This window comes from Paenibacillus sp. GCM10028914, from assembly GCF_042666275.1.
Taxonomy (GTDB): Bacteria; Bacillota; Bacilli; order Paenibacillales; family Paenibacillaceae; genus Paenibacillus_AQ.
Genome location: NZ_JBHTFO010000008.1, coordinates 178,112 through 200,253, shown reverse-complemented (window position 1 = coordinate 200,253; position 22,142 = coordinate 178,112). Strand labels below are relative to the sequence as shown.

Here is a 22,142-nt window from a genome sequence, read left to right as displayed (position 1 = left end):
TTGAAAATAAAAGAAATAAATCATTATAATGGTTATCATAAGTAAACAGTTATGATAACCTGATGGTATTAGGATGCCGAAAAAAAGGAGTTTGATGATGGATCTGACGTTAGAAGTATTTGTAACTGTTGTGGAAAAAGGAAATTTTACTCGGGCAGCAGAAGAGCTTAAGATGACCCAGCCAGCCGTTAGTCAGTACATACAGGCATTAGAACGAACAATGGGAGCGAAATTGCTGGAAAGAACCAACAAATACGTTCGTCTTAATCAAGCAGGAGAAATTGTATTTCACCATGCCAAAGATATCCTGGGCAAGTATACCCGAATGCATACCTTGGTAGATGATCTCCTGCACCGGGCAAGCGGCGATCTCTCGATCAGCGCGAGTTACACCTTTGGAGAGTATGTTCTTCCCCATTTACTGGCTCATTTAAGAGATGAGTATCCATTAATCAAGCCTAGAATCAGTATTGGGAATACAACGGAGGTCGCCGAGATGATTGTGAACCATCAGGCTGATATTGGGATTGTTGAAGGAGAATACCAACATGATAAGCTTTACATCGAAGCTTTTGCAGAAGATGACCTGTTTATTATTGTTCCAAATGAAGATCGTTATGCTGGAAAGAATGAAATCAGCCTGTCTGAGCTTAGTGAAGAAACGTGGATCGTACGGGAAAGCGGATCAGGTACAAGGAATGTGACAGAGCAGCTTTTTACGAGAAACAATTTTCAGCCGAAGCATAAAGTGGAGTTTGGGAGTACGCAGTTGATTAAAGAATCTGTAGAAGCGGGACTTGGAGTGACGCTTTTATCTCACTGGGCTGTGAGGAAGGAAATTTCACTGGGTACACTGCTTATGCTGAAACCAGGGAGTGAACAGGTACGCAGACATTTTTCGCTAATGACACAAGCCACACCTTATCATACGAGGGCTGCCGAGATTTTTGTGGAAATACTAAGGTTAAATAAAGCATTTCCAACGAGTTATGTATGAAACATCTTACCCTCTTACCGTGTTATTAAAGGTGGAGGTGTGTTTTTGATGATGTCGAAATGGTTGGCCGCACTTCTCTCCTCGGTGTTCATATGTCTGATCGCAGCGTATTTGGATTATACACCGATCGGTGCGAGGGAGAGTGGAATTAGCTATATTTCGTTGTTTAGACTGTTTTTTGTAGGTTGGATTATTATTTTTCCTATCTACATGCTTATTGGAATACCCATATCATTGCTGAATGATCTGGTTATTAATCGACTTTTTTATGAGGCTCCTAAGGGCGTAGCCCTAATCATGAAGCCCATTTCTTATATGCTGGCAAGTGTTGCGGTTGGATGGTTATTTTCTTTATTTACTGGAGTTGGAGGCTGGAATACCTACAAGTATCCATTTATGATGGGGGCTCTGATTTTTTGGGTATTTCAAGAGTTGTTAAGGTGGATTGGGAAGAGATTGAAGAGGGCAAAGCGTCACAGCACGAGCGTATGAGTAGACAATAGAAATCAGCGGCAAAATATAACCACGGTTTTATCCAATATTAGATTTTTATGAATTTGACTACTAAGACATCTCCTAATGTGGAGATGTCTTTTTTGTTGTCTAAATTTGATTATCAAGATATTAACGGGTCAAATTTAACACATTGTCTAGTTGTCATGGGGAGTGTCAAATGGCTGAAAACCTTGCTACCACGGGCTTTTTCCCGACACACAAAATGACATATTTACGATGTTCGTACAAGTCGGCTATCGTAAGTTTGTAAGCGTTATCACCCACAACTTGCAGTGATAACAACCAAAAGATTAAACAACTATTATAACCAAATCATCAGGAAGGGGTGATCCTATGCGAGAAGCAAAAACTGCGGTTGCAAGCAGCGGACCGGGAATGAGGCTCGGCAAGAGAAATAAAAGTGTATGGAAGAGAATGCTTCAGAACTGGGAGTTGTACATTTTCATAGCACCTGCATTTTTTTATTTCCTAATTTTCGCGTATGGACCGATGTACGGTATTCAAATTGCGTTTAAAAACTTCATTCCAACACTGGGGATTACAGGTAGCCCTTGGGTCGGCTTCGATCACTTTACGCGATTCTTTGAATCCTACTATTTTTGGGATCTGTTATGGAACACACTGAGTATCAGCTTATATGAGCTGGCTGTCGGATTCCCGATTCCCATTATTTTGGCACTGGCGTTCAACGAAATAAGAAACGGATTCTTTAAGAAGTTGGCCCAGACAGTCACTTATGCACCTCACTTTATATCTGTCGTTGTTATGGCGGGGATGATCATTACCTTCCTTTCTCCATCGACAGGCATGATCGTTAATATTATTGAAGGACTCGGCTTTACTGCTCCTGACTTTTTGACAGATCCAAGATGGTTCAAGACGATGTACGTATTCTCAGGTGTGTGGCAAAGCGCAGGTTGGGGAACTATCATTTATTTGGCAGCGCTTTCCGGCGTAGATCCAGGACTTCATGAGGCAGCGGTGATTGACGGAGCCTCGCGCTTCCAGCGTTTGCGTCATATTAACATCCCAACACTTATTCCGACGATGACCATTCTATTGATTCTGAATGTAGGTAGTCTGCTCGGTGTCGGTTTTGAGAAGATCTTACTGCTTCAGAATCCGCTCAACATGGGCGCATCAGACGTCATTTCAACGTTTGTATATCGCTCAGGTCTAGTGGATGCCCAGTACAGCTTCTCGACAGCGATTGGATTATTTAACTCTGTAATCAATGCGATTATGCTGGTTGTTGTGAATCAGATCGTCCGTCGTACGAGCGAAAACAGTTTGTGGTAGAGAGGAGGAAGATATGAATGCTAACAGGTGTTAAGGAAACCAGACGAGACAAAATATTTCTGATATGCAATTACATTTACGTATTTCTTGCGTTTCTCATTGTGTTCTATCCTTTGGTGTATATGGTTAGCGCATCGATCAGCGATCCGAAGCTTGTCGGCTCCGGTGAGATGTGGCTCTTTCCAAAAGGGATTACTTTCGATGGATACAAGAGAGTCTTCGAGAACACTAGCATTTGGATCGGATACGGCAATACCATTCTTTACACGGTAGTCGGAACAACGATTAATCTCTTGGTAACGCTTCCGGCGGCATATGCTCTTAGCCGTAAGGATTTCATAGGACGTAACTTCTTTATGGGTATGTTCATGGTAACGATGTTCTTTGGCGGTGGGCTTGTGCCTTCCTACCTTCTTGTTAAGCAGCTTGGCATGATCGATACCATGTGGGCTATTGTCATTCCATCGGCTGCATCGATTTGGAACATTATCGTATCTCGTACCTTCTTCCAAAGCTCGATTCCGAAAGAGTTACAGGAGGCAGCTCAGATTGATGGCTGTACGAATATGAGACTGTTCGTCAAAATCATTCTGCCGCTCTCCATGCCGATCATCGCAGTTATGGCGTTGTTCTATGGTGTAGGTAACTGGAATAGCTACTTCTCTGCTCTCATTTATTTGAATGATTCTGCGAAATATCCATTACAGCTGGTGTTGCGCCAAATTCTCGTTCTTCAAGAGATGTCTGCACAGGGTGGCGGAGCAATCGACGCTTCGACGGCTGCAGCGATGAACAGCAAGGCGGAAATTGCCGCACTCGTCAAATATGCGGTTATTATCGTGGCAACAGTTCCAATCATCGCCATTTATCCATTCCTTCAGCGCTATTTTGTACAGGGTGTTATGATTGGTTCTGTAAAGGGCTGATCGTGTCATAAATCAAAAAAATCAAACACCAAACATTAAACAAGGGGAGTTGTTGTCATGAATAAGCTTCGCAAGGCATCATCCATATTACTCTGCCTCACACTATCAGCTAGCATACTGGCGGCCTGTGGTTCAAAAGGCGAAGGCGGCTCTTCCGGCGCTACCGGCGCGGTAGAGGTTAAGAAAGAAGGCTTTCCAATCGTTGAGCAGCCAATTACGCTAAAGGTTATGTCACAGGATGCTGGTATAGCCGATTGGAATAAGATGCCCGTATTACAAGAGATGGAGAAATTAACAGGCATCAAGCTAGAATATCAACTCTCACCAATTGATAGTTTTGAAACGAAGAAGAATCTCGTATTTGCAAGTGGCGATGTGCCAGATATGTTCTATGCAGCGGATCTGAAACCTGCTGAGCAAGTAACTTATGGTACTCAAGGCGTACTTATCCCATTGGAAAAATACATTGACGAGGGTTATGCACCGAACCTGAAGAAAATCTTAGATGAGAACCCTGATATTCGGAAGTCATTTACGACTCCTGACGGTCATATGTATGCGCTACCTTTTATTGATGCTGCAGCGGTTTGGTACCGTGGTCCGATGTGGTATAACGGTGAGTTTTTGAAGGCGCTTAATGTGGAAGAACCAAAGACAACCGAGGAATTGTATACGTTCTTGAAGCGTGTAAAAGAGGAAGACCCGAATGGAAACGGACAGAAGGATGAAATTCCACTGACTTCCGTAAAACTGGACGATCTCCGTATGTACTTCTTCGGCTTCTGGGGAATGTATGACGAGAAAATCTATTCCGACAATGATGGTAAAGTACACTATTCTCCTCAAGAAGAGGGATATAAAGGTTATCTCACATTCATGAATCGTCTATGGAAGGAAGATCTACTAGATCACGAAACCTTCTCTCAGACATCGGATCAGAAAAAGTCTAAAGGGCAAAAGAACCAGGTTGCGCTGTTCAGCGACTACTATCCATACTTTACGCTCGGGGGCGAGCCAAGCTCTGATAATCCGATGATGACACCGGTGAAGAGTGAAATTGAAGGTTCTCCGGTTTATGGTAAGCATCCAGGGATATCATCGAACGGTACATTTGCCATTACGAGCAAGAACCCTGCGCCTGAAGCTACAATGCGTTGGATCGACTATCTTTACAGTTATGAAGGATCTACCCTGTTCAATCAAGGACCAGAGAACACACTTTGGAAGTATAAAGATAAAGAGAACCATGTGAAGGAATGGCTTCCAGTACCAGGCGGTGTTGATCGTGAAGAATATCGGGGTAAAATGACGCCGAACTACGGTATCCTGACACCAGGTATCAATGATCCAGAAGTGACAAAAGGTCTCCAGTCCGATTTCGATGAATGGATTAATAAAGAAAATGAAGAGAAGCTTGTACCGATCGCGAAGGCTCCGTTCCCTAATGTGTATCTTACAAATGAAGAACAGAGTGAAGCAAGTGCCCTCATGTCCGATTTGAATACGTATGTTCAGCAGATGGAAGCGAAGTTCATTACAGGCCAAGAGCCGCTTTCGAACTGGGACAAGTATGCATCTCAACTGAAGAAGATGGGTGCTGACCGCCTCGTTGAACTTTATCAAGGTGCATACGATCGTTGGAACACTGAGAAATAAATAAATATCTGCCTAAAAACAATAGCCAACACATCCCGGACCTTCGTGACCGGAGGTTGGCTATTGTCATTATCCTCAATTTATATGAATACATACAAGAATGAATTCATATTTTTACAAGGCAAATGGAGAATTCCGTCGAATAATAAAAAGTGGAGGTGCACAAATGAGTGACAGCAAGCTGGTGAGTGAAGAGCAGGAGACATTCATTGAGCAAGGAGTTCATAATTACAGTAGCGAGAAAGAATGGGTTAAACCGGAGGACCCGCTGCTGCTTGAGCGTCTGGAGTGGTTTCAAGATCAAAAGCTGGGCTTGATGATGCACTGGGGACCTTATTCTCAGCTCGGTCTTGTTGAATCATGGGCGCTCAGTGACAAGGATGAGGAATGGTCCCGGAACGAGATCGATTGGGATATCGATGCGGAGGAGCTGAAACGGCAGTATTTTGCGCTGAATAAGACATTCAATCCGCTTCGCTTTCAGCCTGATTTGTGGGCGGACCTGGCTGCTGAGAATGGGTTCAAATATTTGAACTTCACGACCAAGCACCATGACGGGTTCTGCATGTGGGATACGCACACGACCGATTACCGTGTTACAGGACCGGACTGCCCGTTCCACACCCATAAGTATGCAGATATTACGAAACAGCTGTTTGATGCATTCCGTGCGAGAGGGCTTGGCATTTCTGCGTACTTCTCCAAAGCGGATTGGCATACGCCGTATTATTGGGCACCGGGGATGCAGCCTGGCACCTTTACATCTCGTGGTCCGACATATGATCCGAAGGAATATCCTTGGCTATGGGAACAGTTTGTAAAGTTCACCCACGAACAGATCATGGAGCTCATGACGAATTATGGCCGAATTGATGTACTGTGGCTTGATGCTGGATGGGTAAACGATTATCGCGATCAGAATATCAGACTTGGTGAAGTAGTGGATCAGGCCCGCAAAATTCAGCCTTGGCTTCTCTCAGCAGATCGTACGGTCGGGGGTCCTTACGAGAATCTAATCACACCGGAGCAGACCTTACCTGAGCACGCGCTTCATGTGCCATGGGAAAGTTGTATCACGATGGGATCAGCGTTCTCATTCCGTTATGAGGACAACTATAAGTCGGTGCGTCAGTTGATTCACCTCCTGGTGGAAATTGTAGCTAAAGGCGGGAACTTAGCACTGAACGTAGGTCCACAGCCCGACGGAAGAATATCCAAGACAGCTATTTCCCGGATTAAGGGCATGGGCGCATGGCTGAACGTACATGGCGAGGCCATTTATGGAACTCGTGTCTGTGAGCCGTACTCTGTAGGAAATATTCAATTCACTAAAAAAGACGACAAGGTGTATGCTTTTTACCTCTACAAGGATGAGAATGAGACGGTCCCAGAGGAACTGCATCTACCAATTCAGATTGATTTTAGCCGCATCGATCTCGTAGGCGGTCAGGATATGCTAGATTTCTCGCGTACAGAAAATGGGATTGCTGTCCGTCTTCCGGAGCAAGAACGACAATTATCAGCTCCGATAGCCCATGTATTTCGTATTCAGTAAAAAGGAGTAGAAAGCGTATTCATGATTGACAATAACTAGAGCTGATACTAGAGGAGTGTGCTAGATCATATGTCACAAAAGTGGTTTGAAAACGCAAAGCTAGGGATCTTTATTCACTATGGTATATATGCAGTTGATGGAGTGGCGGAATCATGGTCCTTCTATAACGGAAGAATTCCTTACGATGAATATATGAAGCAGCTGGACGGCTTTACCGCATCGAAATTTGATGCCGATCAGTGGGCTGATTTAATAGAGAAGTCAGGCGCTAAATATGCAGTACTTACAACAAAGCACCATGATGGTGTAGCCTTGTGGGACACGCAGTACAGCGATTTAAATGTAGTTAAGAAGACACCAGCTAAAAGGGATATTATCAAGGAATATGCAGAAGCGATTACAAAACGGGGAATTCATCTTGGAATGTACTTCTCGCTCATTGACTGGTCGCATCCGGACTATCCAAGCGTGTTTGAAGGTGGGAAGGTCCCTGATGATTTGAGCAAAGTGAACCCGCATTCGAGTCCTGTAGATGGTGTGCAGGATGAAGAGAGATGGAAGAAGTTCCTTGAGTTTAACAACAATCAGCTGCGTGAGATTTTAACCAACTATGGCAAAGTGGATCTGTTATGGTTCGATGGCGACTGGGAGAGGAGCGCCGAGCAATGGAACTTGCCGGAGTTCAAGCATTATCTACAATCTTTCAACCCAGATATTATGATCAACTCACGCCTTCAGGGTCATGGTGATTATAAGACGCCGGAGCAAGGGATTCCAATCACGAGACCCGAGGGGCCTTGGGAATTCTGTACGACCATTAACTCATCGTGGGGCTATGTGCCAACCGATAATAAGTATAAATCATTAAACCAGATTATTCGGATGTTCTGTGATTGTATCTCCATGGGCGGCAATATGCTGCTGGATATCGGACCTCGTGAGGATGGAACGATTGATAAGCGGCAGGAGGATATTCTGCTTGGACTGGGTGATTGGATTCGGACGCATGAAGAAGCTGTCTTTGGTACAGGTGAAGGTATCATGACCCGTTATTACTTGGGAGGCAGCACACTTTCCGAGGACAAGAAGACATTATACTTATTTGTATATGATGCTCCGAAAGAGAATGTATGCCTTAAAGGATTATGTAATCCGATTAAGAAGATTACGGTTCTTCATTCAGGCAAAGAGCTTACTCATGAAATTCATGGCGGCGTACCTTGGTTCAATATTCCAGGAACGACATGGATTCACATGACCCCTGAGGATACACACGAACAGGTAACCGTCTTAAAGCTGGAGTTCGACGAAGAACTGGAGATGTATGGGGGTTCGGGAGCTGTTGTAACCCATAACTAACAAAGACTAACGATCATTAACGAAGCGGGGTAAAACAATGAACAGAAGTGGAGTACCGGAGCCGAATATTGAATATGCTCCTAAACATTATATTTGCAGACGTGCTGGGGGGCCGCTTGTATTAGATGGCCGAGTGGACAAGACATTCTGGGAAGCGGCGGATTGGACAGACGACTTCGTGGATATCGAAGGCGATCTTCGTCCAAAACCAACGAAGCAGACCCGGGTTAAAATGCTGTGGGATGAGGAGTATTTTTATTTTGCGGCAGAGATGATTGAGGATCAGATTTGGGCGACGCTCACTGAGCGGGACTCTGTTATTTTCAATGACAAAGACTTTGAGATATTTATTGATCCCGACGGGGATACACACCAATATTACGAGTTTGAGATTAATGCACTGAACACGGTGTGGGATCTGCTTCTGGTTAAGCCGTATCGTGACGGCGGTCCCGCGGTGAATGGCTGGGATATTAACGGTTTGAAAACAGCTGTACATATCGACGGCGAACTGAACCGCCCGGATGCAGATAACCGGAAGTGGAGCGTTGAGGTAGCGATTCCTTGGTCCAGTCTGCGAGAATGTGCAGCTGAGGGCCGGCCACCTGTAACAGGTGAGTTCTGGCGCGTTAACTTCTCCCGTGTAGAATGGCAGACAGAAGTTCATGATGGCCAGTATCGTAAAGTATTGAATCCGGAAACAGGAAGACCATATCCGGAAGACAATTGGGTGTGGTCACCGATGGGTATTATCAACATGCATTATCCAGAGCTGTGGGGTTATGTCGTATTTGCAGAAGACGATACTCCAGCCACATTTGAACTGCCTAAGGATGAGCAGATCAAGTGGGAACTGCGTAAGCTCTATTATCGTCAGCGTAATTACTTCGAAGCAAATGGATCGTTTACGACCGATAAGACGAAGCTCATGGGTGAAGACGAGTGGATCATTGATCCAATGATTGAAACGACTAGAAGCCTGTTTCAGATCACAGCCAAGGCCTCGGACGGTACAGGTGTAATCTGTATTCGGGAAGACGGAAAGCTATGGAAGGAGTGAAGGCAAAGTGACGATACAGACCTCTGTATTTTCTTTGGACTCACATATGCTTGAACTGATCGATCAGAAGTTTCTTAAGAAGAAGGCTGTCGCTGAAGCACGTAAGCACGAGCTGTTTGATATTTTTCAAGAGGAATTAACTGAGGAAGAGACCTGGGCCTTAAAATACTTATTTGCATATATGCCGATTAATGATATGGCTGACTATGATGGGGCGTTGTTCTTAAGCCATGTCCGTCAGACGCTTGCGATTCGCAAGCAGATGCCTTGGGGAGAGCGTGTGCCAGACCATTTATTCCTGCATTTCGTGCTTCCTTACCGGGTGAATACGGAGAATATCGAAGACCACCGCGGGATTATGAATGAGGAACTGTCTAAGCGGACGTCACATTTGTCGATGGCTGAGGCTATTCTAGAGACGAACTATTGGTGTCATGAGAAGGCGACATACATCGGAAGCGATCTGCGGACGATGTCACCGCTTGGGATGATGCGCAATGCGAGAGGACGGTGCGGTGAGGAATCCACGTTGGCCGTTGCCGCTCTGCGTAGTATAGGTATCCCTGCTCGCCAGGTTTATACGCCGCGCTGGGCCCATTGTGACGATAATCATGCTTGGGTAGAAGCATGGGCTGACGGCAAGTGGTATTACTTTGGCGCTTGTGAACCGGAAGCGAGACTTAATCAAGGGTGGTTCAGTCCACCTGCGAGACGAGGAATGCTGATTAACACACGCATTTTTGCGGATTATCCGGGACCTGAGGACATTACCCTTTCGGAAGAATGGTTTACAGAAATCAATTTGATGGAGAATTATGCTCCGACACGTACTATTCATGTTACGGTGAAGGATGGTCTAGGAGAGCCAGTGAGCGGGGCTGAGGTTCGGTTCGAATTGTACAATATGGCTGAGCTTTACCCAATCGCTATTCTGCCGACGAATGAGTATGGAGTAGCTTCGTTCAAGACCGGTTATGGAGATTTGTTGGTTCGCGCTGTGAAAGACGGTCAATGGGGCGAGATGAAAGTCACGGTAGCTGATCGCGAGTCATTTGAGATTGTACTGGACACTTCAGAGCAGCCGGTAGGAGTGGTCGATTTCGATTTGGTTCCTCCTCCAGAGCGTGAAGGAGAATCGGTAGAGGCGCTCTCACAGGATAAGGTTCAGCAGCATAACGGGCGTCTTGAAGAAGGGACAAAAATACGGACTGGCTATGAAAGTACATTTATGAGCGAGGAAGAAGCGTCCCAGATCGCTCAGGCAGCAGGACTGCCGTCCGATCGCGTATGGGATGTGCTTCGCAAGGCTCGTGGAAATAGCAAGGAAATCGCACGTTTCCTTCAGGAACGTTCCGGTGAATTTGGGGAGTGGCCTTTAAAATTGCTGGAGACCCTGAATGAGAAAGATTTAACCGATACGTTCCAGCCTGCGCTTGATGATCATCTGATCGGTGCTCTGGCACAGCGCGGAGATTGTCCAGAGGATGTATTCGCTAATTACATTCTATGTCCACGCGTGCTGTATGAAATGATTGTTCCATACAGACATTTTTTCCAACATGCTTTTAGTGCCTCAGAGAACGAGGCATTTAAGTCAAATCCTGCAGAGCTTGCTGCCAAACTAGAGCAGGGGTATAGAATATGGGAGGACCTCCCTAACCTGAAGGGGAAAGGTAATCCGCTGGGTACATACCGTCTGAAGATGGGAGATAAGGTGTCCCTCGATATTCTATTTGTGGCGGTATGCCGCAGCTTGGGTATTCCGGCACGTCTGCACCCGAGCGAGCAGAAGCCACAGTATTTGAAAAATGGAAGCTGGGTAGATGCGATATTTACGTTGACTACTTCTATACCAGAAGAGAACGTGACGAGTGGAACGCTAAGATTGCTTCTTGATCCGAAAGCTACAGAGGATACGCCGGCAGCATCCTATTATGAGAATTTCTCCTTTGCCCGTCTTGAAGATGGAACTTATAAGACACTGGTTTACCCACATGGTAAAAAAGATGTCTATGATGAGACGTTTGAGGTGGAGCCGGGGGCCTATCGTTTAACTTCGGGCATACGGTTGAAGGATGGGACAGTAAGAGTACGCTTTACGTATTTCACCGTACGTGCTGGCGAACAAACGGAGGTTACGCTGACTTATCGCGAAACGATGACAGAAATCCCAGTTCTGGGTAAGTTAGATCGCAGTAGCTTGCATCAGCAATTGGATGGAAGCAAGGTAACACTGGGAGATCTTATTCTAGAAGAGGGAGCCATAACCGCATGGATCGAGCCGGAGAGGGAACCAACCAAGCATATATTCCGTGAACTTAGCGAACTGGCTGAGCCTCTGGATAAGCTGGGAGTACCCATTGTTCTGATCATCGGAGACTCGGAATGGACAGCTTCATTCAATCCCGCCAATTATCCGAAGCTGCCGGCACGAACGATCTTTGTACGAGATTCATCCTATGCATCCGTACCTGATTTCATATCGAAATCACCAGCACATGAAGCGGGATTCCCACATCTCTTTGTGCTGGACGGCTTGGATCAAATAAGGTATACCTCATCCGGGTACAAGATTGGTACCGTAAAGGAAGCATTACAAATTTTATCTGGTGTGTTTAAGCGACCCCAAGAATCGGAGTGAGATGGAATGACAAAAAAATATATTGCCGCTGGTTATGTATCTGATCGACACCTTCCGGAGATGACACAAGATCAGTTATCAAAATTCACACATATTAATGTTGCCTTCGGACATGTGCACAGCGATGCAATTACAATAGAGCATCTGAAGAATAAAGATTCGATTGCAAAGATAAAGTCAGAACATCCAGAGCTTACGATACTGTTATCTGTAGGAGGATGGAGTGCTGGAGGATTCTCTGAAGCGGCATCCACAGAGGAAGGAAGAAATAGCATGGCGGCTTCGGCTGTGCAGATTCTAAACGATGTGCCTTTTGACGGGATCGATCTGGATTGGGAGTATCCATGCTATGGCGAGGCTGAAATAGCGTCCAGCCCAAATGACAAACAAAATTTCACACTGCTCCTCAAAACGATCCGTGAAGCTTTGGACGCAAAAGGCGCTCAAGATGGACGTCATTATCTGCTTACGATTGCGGCAGGCGCGGATCAATACTACGTAGACGGTACAGAGATGGATCAGGTTCAGAAGTATTTGGATTTCGTCCAGTTGATGACCTATGATATGCGCGGAGGGTTCCAGGTTCTCACAGGGCACCATACCAACTTGCATACATCGACGGGTGATCTGTTCCGTATCAGTGTTGAGGCTTCGGTGAACCTGTTCATCCGTGCAGGTGTACCGAAGGAGAAAATTGTGATTGGAGTGGCATTCTACTCCCGTGTATGGAATCAGGTTCCCGACCGCAATCATGGTCTTCATCAAATGGCGGGTACGACTGGCGGTTATGGCCCAGACTTTACGGAGTTATACGCGAACTATATTAATAAGAATGGTTATGTTCGTTATTGGGATGATGAAGCTAAAGCTCCATACCTATTCAATGGATCTAGCCTCATTTCCTACGATGATGAAGAGTCCATTCAGTGTAAATGCGATTATGTGAAAGCTGAGGGTCTTGCAGGGGCTATGTTCTGGGAGTACGGCTGTGACAGAACATATCGTTTGCTCGAAGCTATGCATCAAGGGCTTCACGGCTAACCCATATACATATCCTTAGTGCTTTAATAGAAAAGAACCAACTCCCCATTTCAATATATCGTGGGGAGTTGGTTCTTTGTATTTCTTAAGAAGATATATAAATGCCCTTATTCCTCTTCATCATCGAAGGGAGAGGAATCTCCGTCCTGACTATGCATTTTACGATATTGACCGGGTGTACAACCTTGTTCTTTTTTGAATTTACGAATGAAGTTGGGTGTGTCCAGATAACCGACGCGTGTAATGATATCTTTTAGAGGGTCATTTGTATGCAGAAGCTGCCTAATGACCTCATCCATCCGTTTTTGCCATATATATTGTGAGAAGTTAATCCCCATCTTTTCTTTAAAAGAGCGGCTGAAATAAGAAGTGGATATGGAGTACTTGGACGAGATCGTTGCTAAGCTTAAGTCATAATCGGTGAAATGATCGTCAATAAAGGCCACAATCTGATCCATTAATGAACTTTCTTCATTTTCACTCTTAGCTTTAACTTGAGCACAGATGTCTGCGGCAAGAGTGATGAGCCTTTTCTCTAAATCTTCTAAAGAGTCAAAGGTAGTGACCTGCGGAATTTGATTCACGATATGGTGAATACCAAGCTCGGAAGCTGTTTTTAGCATCGTATTCAGAATATCGAAACAAATACAGCGAAGAAGGGGTACATTGGGTTTTTCCGTCTTCAAGCTGTTCAGTGCAGTGGATATCGTCTGAGCGGCTACATCATAGCTACCTTGCTTCAGACTTTGAACAAGTTTTAGCAGAACGTCTTGCGGTACCCAAAACGTAGCATCTTGATCCTGTGTTTTGGATAGTTTGTTGAAGAATGTAGTACTGCCCTGACCATGAAGCATTGATACTTCGAATGCGGTCGTGGCCTCAATATAAGATTGATTCAGTTGTGTTGAGTGGCTGTAACGAGTACCTGCACCGATGGCGGGAGATATACCCCCTTGTTCTATAACCATCGTGCGGAGCGCTTCAACGATGCTTTCCATAAATGCATGCAGCTGGGTGTCATCTCCGGTAACAGCATCAAATCCTACAATGAGCGCTAACCGATCGGGCTGAGGAAGCTCGACCCCATAGACATGGGCAGAAAACTTCGGCAGCTCAACATCATTCATTAGGTGCATGATAGGCGCTCGTTCCGAAATATCACCGTTTTGGACAGCTTCAGCTTCCCATCCCATATAAACAACAAAATAGTGTGTCCGGTTAAACCGTATGCCAAGCGTCTCTTTGAACTCGGGTGAGAGTTCTTCCGTATGGCCGTGCTTCAACATAATTAGCAAAATATGATTACGAGCATAGGGTTCCTGGAGATCTATACGCTGGCTGTAGTCAGAAAGTGTTTTTTTGATCCATTCGAGTTCATTATTATCTGAAGAAGATCCGTTATTGGTTTTTAATTGGACAAATTCCATCAAGTCGGAAATCGGATGATACTGCTTCCGGGCCAGCATGATTGCTAGAATTGTCCCCATTGCGACAATCAAAGAAAAAACTAGAAAGATAAGAGTTTGTATATGGACAAGGCGACTAAAAAACTGGTGGCTCGGCATAGCGGTTATATAAGTCCAGCCTGTGTCTGACTTGACGGATACAACGGAATACGATTCTTGGTTCAGATAGAGACTATGCGTTCCTGGTGTGAGCTTGTACAAGGAAGCAATGTCCGTATCTGTAATCGATTCACCACTATAATTGCTAGCAAGCACCTGTCCGTTATTGTCAAAAATATAAGTCATCCCTTGATAATTGCCCAGAATCGAATTGATTAATCCGTTCAAATTGGACTCATGAATTAGGTACATAACTGTTCCATGTGCATTAGGGCTATTCGGCGTAATCGGTACAAGATAGGCCAGCATGGATGTTTGCGTCTGAGTTCCTTGGTCGACTTGCTCCGCGGGGCGCATAGTTGGGGTAAGAACTGCATTTAAATCCCGAATCAAATCTGTCTTATCCCAAGTATCGAACTTATACCTTTTGGTGAATACATCAAGCCCCTCCATACCTTGGGCGGAGTAAATAACGTCATCCCCGCGAAAGAACAGGAAGATTTGGTCTACGATGGAGCTGGTCGCTTTGTATTTAGCCAGTGCTCCGATCGCTTCACGGCTATAGTACGGATGATGAACCAAATATCGCGTAAGCTGTTCATCGTAAGCGATGCGAGTTGCCATCTCCTGCAGCCCTCTCATCCGTTCATCAATGACGACTTTGGCTTGTGTAAGCTGATTGATGTTCGTCTGTTCAATTTCAGAGCGCAGCGTCTTGGCAGCGTTTAAATAAATAAATACGGTCATGATAACGAGCGGAATGAGGAAAATGGCAATGTAGGATAGTGTGTACTTTAGCAGTAGCTTAGACTTGAAATGACTCCATTTCATAGATGACCCCCCTATGGTGCTCGCTATCGCGATGTTAGCCTATCAAAATTGTAAGGTAAACGTTTTCCGAAATCAATGTGATTCACGTTTATAGCGCTGGCGAAGGGAATGCGCCATATCGCGTATTTCTTCTGGGGAAGGCAGCTGCAGCTTGGAAGCAGCGGAAGTAATTTCTGCAGGATCCATGGCTGTCTGCCACTCCCGGATGACTTTTTTGATGGCGTTTGTGAACACAGAGACCGCGTCAGGGCCAAGATCAGCTAATTCCTCAAGGCTTGCTGTGGATTCCGGATGAACTGTTGGATAATCAGCTGGGTCTGCCTGTGCAGCAGCCTTGTCATAGAATCTGCGAACAAGACGGGCACGTTCGGCGCCGGAGCCTTCCGCGATAATAAATGCCTGAATGATGAAAGATTTATTCTGTCTCCGCTGAGCAATTCCGCAAAATTTTCGTCCATCAATGCTCAAGTCAAATGCGCCGGGGCAGAATGCACCAGCAATTTCACCAGTGTCCACCGTATATCCTGTATCTTTGAGTGCTTCTCGGATCAACAGAACCATGATCTCGAAATCTTGGTGGAAGTTTTGATGGTTCGGCTGGTCTCCGAGCGGTAGGATGAGTGACAGATTCACAACACCTGGATCAAGCGGAACGGCTGCACCGCCGGAGTGCCGAGTGGCTGTATCATAGCCAAGATCGCGCAGCTGCTGCTCAGACTCTAAAGCATTGGGCAATCTGCTGTCACGTACTCCCATCACAAACGCACGAGGATGGCGCCATATGTGGCAGATTGCTAGACCGCCGCGTCCTGTTAGCCGGCATAGCAGCTCGTCCAAAGCGAAGGCGTAAAGTACATCGGGCTCATTTAAATTTTGACTGTTATCCAATAGCAGTATTGGGCCTGTCCCTTCGAGTAGATGAGGAGCTGTAGTCATTACAAAGGAAGCCTCCTTTAATAAAATCCGGCAGGTAGCTGTAGCCGTGCAGAAATCGAATGAAGTGACGGCTGCTACCCTGCTAAACCTTGAATATGTACAGAATACCATAAAGAGAGTGAAAATGAGATTTTTCTCCTATAAAACTCCAGAGAAGTGCATTGACAACAGCTGGTAATCTTTTTATAATCCTAGTAAGTTTATCGGATTTGTTTTAACAGGAATTATTCTGCTTTAACAAAAGGAGAACACCATGGAGATATACGATAATATTGTAGATTTGATCGGTGGAACACCTGTAGTTCGGCTACAGCGCATCGTGCCTGAAGGAGCGGCCGAAGTGTATGTGAAGTTGGAAATGTTCAATCCTTCCGGTAGTGTGAAGGACCGGGCTGCTTTTAATTTGATTGATACCGCCGAGAAGCGAGGTCACCTTAAGCCGGGAGGTACGATTATCGAGCCGACAAGTGGCAATACGGGGATCGGTCTAGCGATGATTGCGGCAGCCAAGGGATACCGAGCGATTTTGGTGATGCCTGATAATATGTCGAAGGAACGCATAAATATTCTTAAAGCTTACGGAGCGGAAGTTGTCCTGACGCCAAGCAGTGAGCGGATGCCCGGCTCTATTGCTAAAGCTTTAGAGCTTAAAGAGCAAATTCCTGGAGCCTTCATTCCGCAGCAGTTTGAGAATCATGCGAATCCGGACATTCACCGTATAACGACAGCACCAGAGATACTACAGCAGATGGAGGGCCGCCTTGATGCTTTTGTTGCTACAGCGGGAACAGGGGGGACAATTACCGGCACCGGGGAGGAGCTGCGTAAACATCTGCCTGAGCTTCACATCGCTGTAGTAGAGCCGCTGGGGTCACCAGTGCTGTCAGGCGGAGTGCCTGGTCCGCATAAGCTGGTAGGTACGAGTCCCGGCTTTGTACCGAATATTTTGAATACGGAAATATACGATGAGATTATAAAGATTGCGGATGATGAAGCGCTGCAGACGGTACGTGATCTAGCGCGAAAAGAAGGCATTCTAGTCGGTCCCTCGTCTGGTGCTTCCGTATTTGCTGCTATTCGTGTAGCCGAGAAGCTGGGTGCGGGAAAGCGAGTAGTGTGCATTGCACCGGATACGGGTGAAAGATATTTGAGCATGGATATTTTTTAAAACGTGTTTATATTACTTGTCTTCGACAAATAATCACTTCAAATCGATGTTATTTGAATTTTAGGATTGTATCCCATCTGATTAAATGGTTAAATCTAAAATGATGACCTTATATTACCATTGATAAGATTGGAGATGATGAATTTGGCGAGACGAGATTTAAAAGATGGTCAGTATGTGGTAGTACCTGAGAATCCAGTATCGATGTTTCTGTTCAGCAGTACACGTTCAGCATGGATCTGGCTAATTGTGCGTCTTTATTTAGGATATGAATGGCTGACAGCAGGTATAAAAAAAGTGCAATCTGACGCTTGGACAGGAGAGCAGGCTGGAGCCGCAATTCAAGGTTTTGTTAAAGGATCGCTTGCCAAGGCGGAAGAAGGTAAAGATGTTGCCGGCTGGTACGCCTCTTTTCTGGAGAATTTTGTACTGCCTAATGCGAAACTCTTCTCATTTATGGTGGCATTCGGGGAAGTATTAGTCGGACTGGGACTTATTCTTGGTCTCCTGACAGGTATTGCGGCCTTCTTTGGTGGTCTTATGAATGCGAGCTTCCTATTTGCCGGTACAGTGAGTACCAATCCGCTGCTGTTCATTCTGGCGACATGGCTTGTGTTAGCATGGAAAGTAGCAGGCTGGTATGGTCTGGATCGCTGGGCATTGCCGTTATTGGGCACACCTTGGAGCAGGCGAAACCGTAAATCGGAAGAGTTAACTGCGAAAATATAAAGAATAAATAAAGAACATTAGAACACCCTTTGGATAGGAGAACACGCGGATGCGGCCTGTCTGAAGGGTGTTTACTGTCTTGTCAGTAACAATTCCCACAGCCGAAAGATCAAATATAATATATTCTAATTTTAGATAATTTTAAGCAGAGAGGTGGTTGGAGATGGGGATCAAACCGTTTTTTAGATTGGTGGAAATTCAGACGAAGGTAGCGAGCATGATTCCTTTTTTGATCGGATCGATGTATGCGCTATTCCGTTTTCAGCAGTTTAACGGTTATCACTTCTTGCTCATGCTTGCCTCTTTGCTGTCATTTGATATGGCGACTACAGCGATTAATAACTACTATGACTATAAAAAAGCGATCAAAACCCAAGGGTTCGGTTATGAATACCATAATGCAATCGTGCACTTTAAATTAAAGGAATCGACGGTAGTTACCGTGATTGTTACCCTGCTGTTGATTGCTTTCAGTACTGGGATTGTCTTGTTTCTGGATACGGGGCTTCTCATCTTACTGCTAGGCGGGCTGTCTTTCGCAGTAGGTATTCTGTATTCTTTTGGGCCGATACCGATTTCGCGGATGCCGCTGGGCGAGTTGTTTTCGGGTCTGTTTATGGGATTTGTAATCATCTTTATCTCAACGTGGATTCATCTGGATGGAAACCAGCTCGCAAGCCTGACATTAACAGGCGGAATGGTCAATCTTCAAGTCAATCTGCTGGAGGTCATTCTGTTGTTCAGTATTTCGATTCCGGCGATTTTAGGTATTGCTAACATTATGCTGGCGAACAACATTTGTGATGTGGAGGAAGACATCGAGAATAAGCGTTATACACTCCCCGTTTATATCGGCCGTCCAAACGCGCTCGTGCTGTTCCGTATCATGTATTTTCTGGCCTACGTGGATGTTATTGTTCTGCTGATTCTTAAAATCAATCCAATCGTTATACTGCTCATTCTCCTAACCATTATTCCAGTTCATAAAAACATAAAGAAATTCATTGCCAATCCATCGAAAAAAACAACGTTTATAGCTGCTGTCCAGAACTTCGTGTTGATGAACACAGCAAGGATTGCCGCTCTTGGCATTGCAGTGCTCTTGATGGGCATCTAGTTATTCAAAAAAATAACGCAAGATATACAAAAGCCCTCGTCTCATAAATGAAACGAAGGCTTTTGTTGTATCATCCTTCTTGGATCAACACGTCAGCCATTCCTTGCACTGCCAGGTCTCAGGCTGATGACAAAGTCAAACAGAAGATGATGGAAAAGGCTTTACCTGATGTGTTTATCAGCTTCCGTTAGACTTTGCCTACAATCTGAAACCAAAGAGTACAGGAGATGAACCGAAATGTTTGTCTCTTAAGCATGAAGATGTACATTCAATCAGAAATCAAAGAGTGGTTTAAACAATACCTTGAGCGAGCATAGCATCGGCTACTTTACGGAAACCAGCAATGTTAGCACCTACAACGAGGTTACCAGGGCTTTCGAATTCTTCAGCTGCTTGCACGCTGCTCTCGTAAATATTTTTCATGATGAGGTGAAGTCTGTTGTCTACTTCTTCAAAAGTCCAAGACAATCTCATCGAGTTTTGGGACATTTCCAGTGCAGATACAGCAACACCGCCAGCATTTGCTGCTTTCGCAGGTCCGAACAATACATCGTTCTTCAGGAAGAGATCAATGGCTTCTAATGTGGAAGGCATGTTAGCACCTTCACCGATCGCTTTCACACCATTGGACACGAGGATGGCAGCGGATGCTTCGTCAATTTCGTTTTGCGTAGCACATGGAAGAGCGATGTCACAAGGAATGGTCCAAATACCTTGCCAGCCTTCAGTGTAAGTTGCACGTGGATGTTCATTTGCATACTCACTGATCCGTTTTCTTTCTACCTCTTTCAGACGACGCACGGTTTCAAGGCAAATACCTTCAGGATCATATACATAACCGTTGGAATCACTACATGCTACCACTTTAGCACCGAGCTGATGTGCTTTTTCAATGGCGTGGATAGATACGTTACCAGATCCGGATACAACAACGGTCTGACCTTCAAAGCTCATGTCTTTGGATTTCAGCATTTCTTCTACAAAATACACACAGCCATAACCTGTAGCTTCAGGACGTCCCAAGCTTCCGCCGTATTGAATGGATTTACCTGTTAATACTCCTGCTTCATTACCGCCACGGATACGTTTGTATTGACCAAACATAAAGCCGATTTCACGTGCACCTACACCAATATCACCAGCAGGAACGTCAGTGTCTGGTCCAATGTATTTATAAAGCTCTGTCATAAAACTTTGAGTAAAGCGCATGATTTCATTATCGGATTTGCCTTTAGGGTCGAAGTCGGAGCCGCCTTTACCGCCACCGATAGGAAGACCTGTTAGGGAGTTTTTAAAAGTCTGTTCAAAACCGAGGAATTTAATGATGCTGACATTAACGGAAGGGTGGAAACGGAGACCGCCTTTGTACGGACCGATAGCACTGTTGAACTGAACACGGTAACCGCGGTTTACCTGAACTTTACCTTGATCGTCAACCCAAGGAACACGGAAGGTGATGACACGTTCTGGTTCAACGAGTCTTTCCAAAATGCCGGCATTCTGGTATTTCGGATACTTCGTGAGGATTGGAACAAGGGAATCCAGAATTTCTTTTACGGCCTGGTGGAATTCAGACTCATTCGGGTTACGCTTTTGTACAGTTTCGAATATGGATTGGACGTAGGATACCGCTTCTTGCGATTGTTGTGCAGTAAGATTCATGTACAGGTCCACCTCTCTCATAAATATGTATTATGTTGTATTTATCAAATATTCAGAGTCCTTGCAAGTTAAACTTTATACATCTTGGATAATTATTTATACATTTTTACCTAAAAAATGCTTTCAGAAAGTATACATTTAATGCAAAAAAAGCGATCCAAGGGATCGCTGTCTTGTCCATTCATTTTATTACTTATTTGTACCGTGCTGTTTAGTCGGCAATTTGGAGTTCGGGGATCCCTTGCCGTTATTTTCCTTGTTGTGACGGGCTTTTTCAGCATTATCTTTCATTTTTTTGACGAACTCGTGGGTGCTGTCCACATTAAAAACCTCCTTAAAATTGGGTATGTTTAGGATCTTAGACGTTCATATTTACTATTTCCCAAGACGTAAATTTGTATTGATGTTTTGAATTAATATGTAATCTTCACATGAAGTTTACACCAGTCATAAAACTTTCCTATCGAGTGATGAAAAAAGAGTGATGATAGCGCTCTATTTGTGAAAATTAAGTCAGAAAGTACTAATTAAGTATTGGATAAATTGCTAAATCGGCAACGCCTCTATGAACAACAAACCCGCGAAAAGCCTGGGCTTCTCACGGGTTTGTTAAGGGTTAATTTAGTGGTGGGTTACTGACCAATAACTCATATTTATTCAGGGATGCGCCCAAAATGTATTCACTGCCGCCTCCGCGGTGAGATTGACGGAAGGATTCGCTGGAAGTCCAGCCTTTAAATGCTTCTTCGTTCTCCCATACGGTACAGATCTTGAGCTCCTCCGTTTCAGCGCCTTCCTTGGCTTCATGCCATACTTCCATTCGGACGAACCCCGGCATTTCCTGTACGCCCTTCGCCTGGGCGAATCGCTCAGACAGTTCCTTGCCATGACCTGGTTTGACTTTGATTGAATTCGTTACGACCAGCATGTTTGTTCCTCCTTAGGCTCTGAGTCCGGCCTTGCTTTGGCCGGTATATCAGTTGAAGATGGGATAGTATTGCTAGTCCATTATACCTTAGTGGTGCTGGTGATTTCATCTTGTGAGGAATGAAGTGATATAGCGTGTACATTTTAAATAAATGAT

19 protein-coding genes are annotated in these 22,142 nt (G+C 44.9%); 14 read left to right on the top strand and 5 right to left on the bottom strand.

Translation table 11 applies throughout. The annotated features are described in order from the left end of the window. Nucleotides 1–97 precede the first annotated feature (97 nt). The 10 genes from ACFQV5_RS07365 to ACFQV5_RS07320 all read left to right on the top strand — a co-directional run bounded on the left by ACFQV5_RS07365 (nucleotide 98) and on the right by ACFQV5_RS07320 (nucleotide 13,050). Entirely contained in the window at nucleotides 98–997 is a 900-nt protein-coding gene (locus ACFQV5_RS07365) for a LysR family transcriptional regulator (RefSeq protein ID WP_379245682.1), read from the top strand. 48 nt (nucleotides 998–1,045) lie between these two features. Then, entirely contained in the window at nucleotides 1,046–1,489 is a 444-nt protein-coding gene (locus ACFQV5_RS07360; RefSeq protein ID WP_379245171.1) for a hypothetical protein, read from the top strand. A gap of 399 nt (nucleotides 1,490–1,888) precedes the next feature. Continuing rightward, entirely contained in the window at nucleotides 1,889–2,812 is a 924-nt protein-coding gene (locus ACFQV5_RS07355) for an ABC transporter permease (RefSeq protein ID WP_379245680.1), read from the top strand. 17 nt (nucleotides 2,813–2,829) lie between these two features. Beyond that, nucleotides 2,830–3,738: a carbohydrate ABC transporter permease gene (locus ACFQV5_RS07350; protein WP_379245169.1), complete on the top strand. Its 909-nt coding sequence runs from the start codon at nucleotides 2,830–2,832 to the stop codon at nucleotides 3,736–3,738. Between the two features lie 57 nt (nucleotides 3,739–3,795). After that, nucleotides 3,796–5,394, top strand: coding sequence for an extracellular solute-binding protein (locus ACFQV5_RS07345; protein WP_379245167.1), 1,599 nt, complete (start codon nucleotides 3,796–3,798; stop codon nucleotides 5,392–5,394). A gap of 166 nt (nucleotides 5,395–5,560) precedes the next feature. Beyond that, a complete protein-coding gene (locus tag ACFQV5_RS07340) occupies nucleotides 5,561–6,949 on the top strand; it encodes an alpha-L-fucosidase (protein ID WP_379245165.1) in 1,389 nt (462 codons plus the stop codon). Nucleotides 6,950–7,018: 69 nt separating this feature from the next. Beyond that, the gene (locus ACFQV5_RS07335) at nucleotides 7,019–8,308 is read left to right on the top strand and encodes an alpha-L-fucosidase (RefSeq protein WP_379245163.1); all 1,290 of its coding nucleotides are present in this window, start codon (nucleotides 7,019–7,021) and stop codon (nucleotides 8,306–8,308) included. 37 nt (nucleotides 8,309–8,345) lie between these two features. Further along, nucleotides 8,346–9,368, top strand: coding sequence for a carbohydrate-binding family 9-like protein (locus tag ACFQV5_RS07330; RefSeq protein WP_379245161.1), 1,023 nt, complete (start codon nucleotides 8,346–8,348; stop codon nucleotides 9,366–9,368). 7 nt (nucleotides 9,369–9,375) lie between these two features. Further along, entirely contained in the window at nucleotides 9,376–12,009 is a 2,634-nt protein-coding gene (locus ACFQV5_RS07325) for a transglutaminase domain-containing protein (protein WP_379245159.1), read from the top strand. A gap of 6 nt (nucleotides 12,010–12,015) precedes the next feature. Then, nucleotides 12,016–13,050, top strand: a complete 1,035-nt coding sequence (locus tag ACFQV5_RS07320) for a glycoside hydrolase family 18 protein (RefSeq protein ID WP_379245157.1) — start codon at nucleotides 12,016–12,018, stop codon at nucleotides 13,048–13,050. Between the two features lie 107 nt (nucleotides 13,051–13,157). Here ACFQV5_RS07320 and ACFQV5_RS07315 read toward each other — a convergent pair whose 3' ends face one another. Then, the gene (locus tag ACFQV5_RS07315; RefSeq protein ID WP_379245152.1) at nucleotides 13,158–15,446 is read right to left on the bottom strand and encodes a helix-turn-helix domain-containing protein; all 2,289 of its coding nucleotides are present in this window, start codon (nucleotides 15,444–15,446) and stop codon (nucleotides 13,158–13,160) included. Nucleotides 15,447–15,518: 72 nt separating this feature from the next. After that, nucleotides 15,519–16,382, bottom strand: coding sequence for a lipoate--protein ligase family protein (locus ACFQV5_RS07310; RefSeq protein ID WP_379245150.1), 864 nt, complete (start codon nucleotides 16,380–16,382; stop codon nucleotides 15,519–15,521). Between the two features lie 46 nt (nucleotides 16,383–16,428). Here ACFQV5_RS07310 and ACFQV5_RS07305 point away from each other — a divergent pair, with 46 nt between their 5' ends. The 4 genes from ACFQV5_RS07305 to ACFQV5_RS07290 all read left to right on the top strand — a co-directional run bounded on the left by ACFQV5_RS07305 (nucleotide 16,429) and on the right by ACFQV5_RS07290 (nucleotide 19,396). Beyond that, on the top strand, nucleotides 16,429–16,560 hold the full coding sequence (locus ACFQV5_RS07305) for a hypothetical protein (RefSeq protein ID WP_379245148.1): 132 nt from the start codon (nucleotides 16,429–16,431) through the stop codon (nucleotides 16,558–16,560). Between the two features lie 75 nt (nucleotides 16,561–16,635). Next, nucleotides 16,636–17,550, top strand: a complete 915-nt coding sequence (gene cysK, locus ACFQV5_RS07300) for a cysteine synthase A (protein ID WP_379245146.1) — start codon at nucleotides 16,636–16,638, stop codon at nucleotides 17,548–17,550. A gap of 204 nt (nucleotides 17,551–17,754) precedes the next feature. Beyond that, complete coding sequence (locus ACFQV5_RS07295) at nucleotides 17,755–18,279, top strand: DoxX family membrane protein (protein ID WP_379245678.1); 525 nt, start codon at nucleotides 17,755–17,757, stop codon at nucleotides 18,277–18,279. Nucleotides 18,280–18,442: 163 nt separating this feature from the next. Beyond that, nucleotides 18,443–19,396, top strand: coding sequence for a 1,4-dihydroxy-2-naphthoate polyprenyltransferase (locus tag ACFQV5_RS07290; protein ID WP_379245144.1), 954 nt, complete (start codon nucleotides 18,443–18,445; stop codon nucleotides 19,394–19,396). Nucleotides 19,397–19,687: 291 nt separating this feature from the next. On the opposite strand, the gene gdhA is transcribed toward ACFQV5_RS07290, so the two are convergent. The 3 genes from gdhA to ACFQV5_RS07275 form a co-directional block, all read right to left on the bottom strand. Next, nucleotides 19,688–21,058, bottom strand: coding sequence for an NADP-specific glutamate dehydrogenase (gene gdhA, locus ACFQV5_RS07285; RefSeq protein WP_379245142.1), 1,371 nt, complete (start codon nucleotides 21,056–21,058; stop codon nucleotides 19,688–19,690). A 189-nt stretch (nucleotides 21,059–21,247) separates the two neighbouring features. Then, complete coding sequence (locus tag ACFQV5_RS07280; protein ID WP_379245141.1) at nucleotides 21,248–21,379, bottom strand: DUF4023 family protein; 132 nt, start codon at nucleotides 21,377–21,379, stop codon at nucleotides 21,248–21,250. Between the two features lie 295 nt (nucleotides 21,380–21,674). Then, entirely contained in the window at nucleotides 21,675–21,986 is a 312-nt protein-coding gene (locus ACFQV5_RS07275) for an antibiotic biosynthesis monooxygenase (protein WP_379245139.1), read from the bottom strand. Between the last annotated feature and the right edge of the window lie 156 nt (nucleotides 21,987–22,142).

Coding starts and splice junctions, on each gene's coding strand:
- ACFQV5_RS07345 (WP_379245167.1), top strand. CDS start 3,796: ATGAATAAGCTTCGCAAGGCATCATCCATATTACTCTGCCTCACACTA.
- gdhA (WP_379245142.1), bottom strand. CDS start 21,058: ATGAATCTTACTGCACAACAATCGCAAGAAGCGGTATCCTACGTCCAA.
- ACFQV5_RS07330 (WP_379245161.1), top strand. CDS start 8,346: ATGAACAGAAGTGGAGTACCGGAGCCGAATATTGAATATGCTCCTAAA.
- ACFQV5_RS07310 (WP_379245150.1), bottom strand. CDS start 16,382: ATGACTACAGCTCCTCATCTACTCGAAGGGACAGGCCCAATACTGCTA.
- ACFQV5_RS07335 (WP_379245163.1), top strand. CDS start 7,019: ATGTCACAAAAGTGGTTTGAAAACGCAAAGCTAGGGATCTTTATTCAC.
- ACFQV5_RS07365 (WP_379245682.1), top strand. CDS start 98: ATGGATCTGACGTTAGAAGTATTTGTAACTGTTGTGGAAAAAGGAAAT.
- ACFQV5_RS07295 (WP_379245678.1), top strand. CDS start 17,755: ATGTTTCTGTTCAGCAGTACACGTTCAGCATGGATCTGGCTAATTGTG.
- cysK (WP_379245146.1), top strand. CDS start 16,636: ATGGAGATATACGATAATATTGTAGATTTGATCGGTGGAACACCTGTA.
- ACFQV5_RS07360 (WP_379245171.1), top strand. CDS start 1,046: ATGATGTCGAAATGGTTGGCCGCACTTCTCTCCTCGGTGTTCATATGT.
- ACFQV5_RS07275 (WP_379245139.1), bottom strand. CDS start 21,986: ATGCTGGTCGTAACGAATTCAATCAAAGTCAAACCAGGTCATGGCAAG.
- ACFQV5_RS07290 (WP_379245144.1), top strand. CDS start 18,443: ATGGGGATCAAACCGTTTTTTAGATTGGTGGAAATTCAGACGAAGGTA.
- ACFQV5_RS07340 (WP_379245165.1), top strand. CDS start 5,561: ATGAGTGACAGCAAGCTGGTGAGTGAAGAGCAGGAGACATTCATTGAG.
- ACFQV5_RS07355 (WP_379245680.1), top strand. CDS start 1,889: ATGAGGCTCGGCAAGAGAAATAAAAGTGTATGGAAGAGAATGCTTCAG.
- ACFQV5_RS07315 (WP_379245152.1), bottom strand. CDS start 15,446: ATGAAATGGAGTCATTTCAAGTCTAAGCTACTGCTAAAGTACACACTA.
- ACFQV5_RS07350 (WP_379245169.1), top strand. CDS start 2,830: ATGCTAACAGGTGTTAAGGAAACCAGACGAGACAAAATATTTCTGATA.
- ACFQV5_RS07320 (WP_379245157.1), top strand. CDS start 12,016: ATGACAAAAAAATATATTGCCGCTGGTTATGTATCTGATCGACACCTT.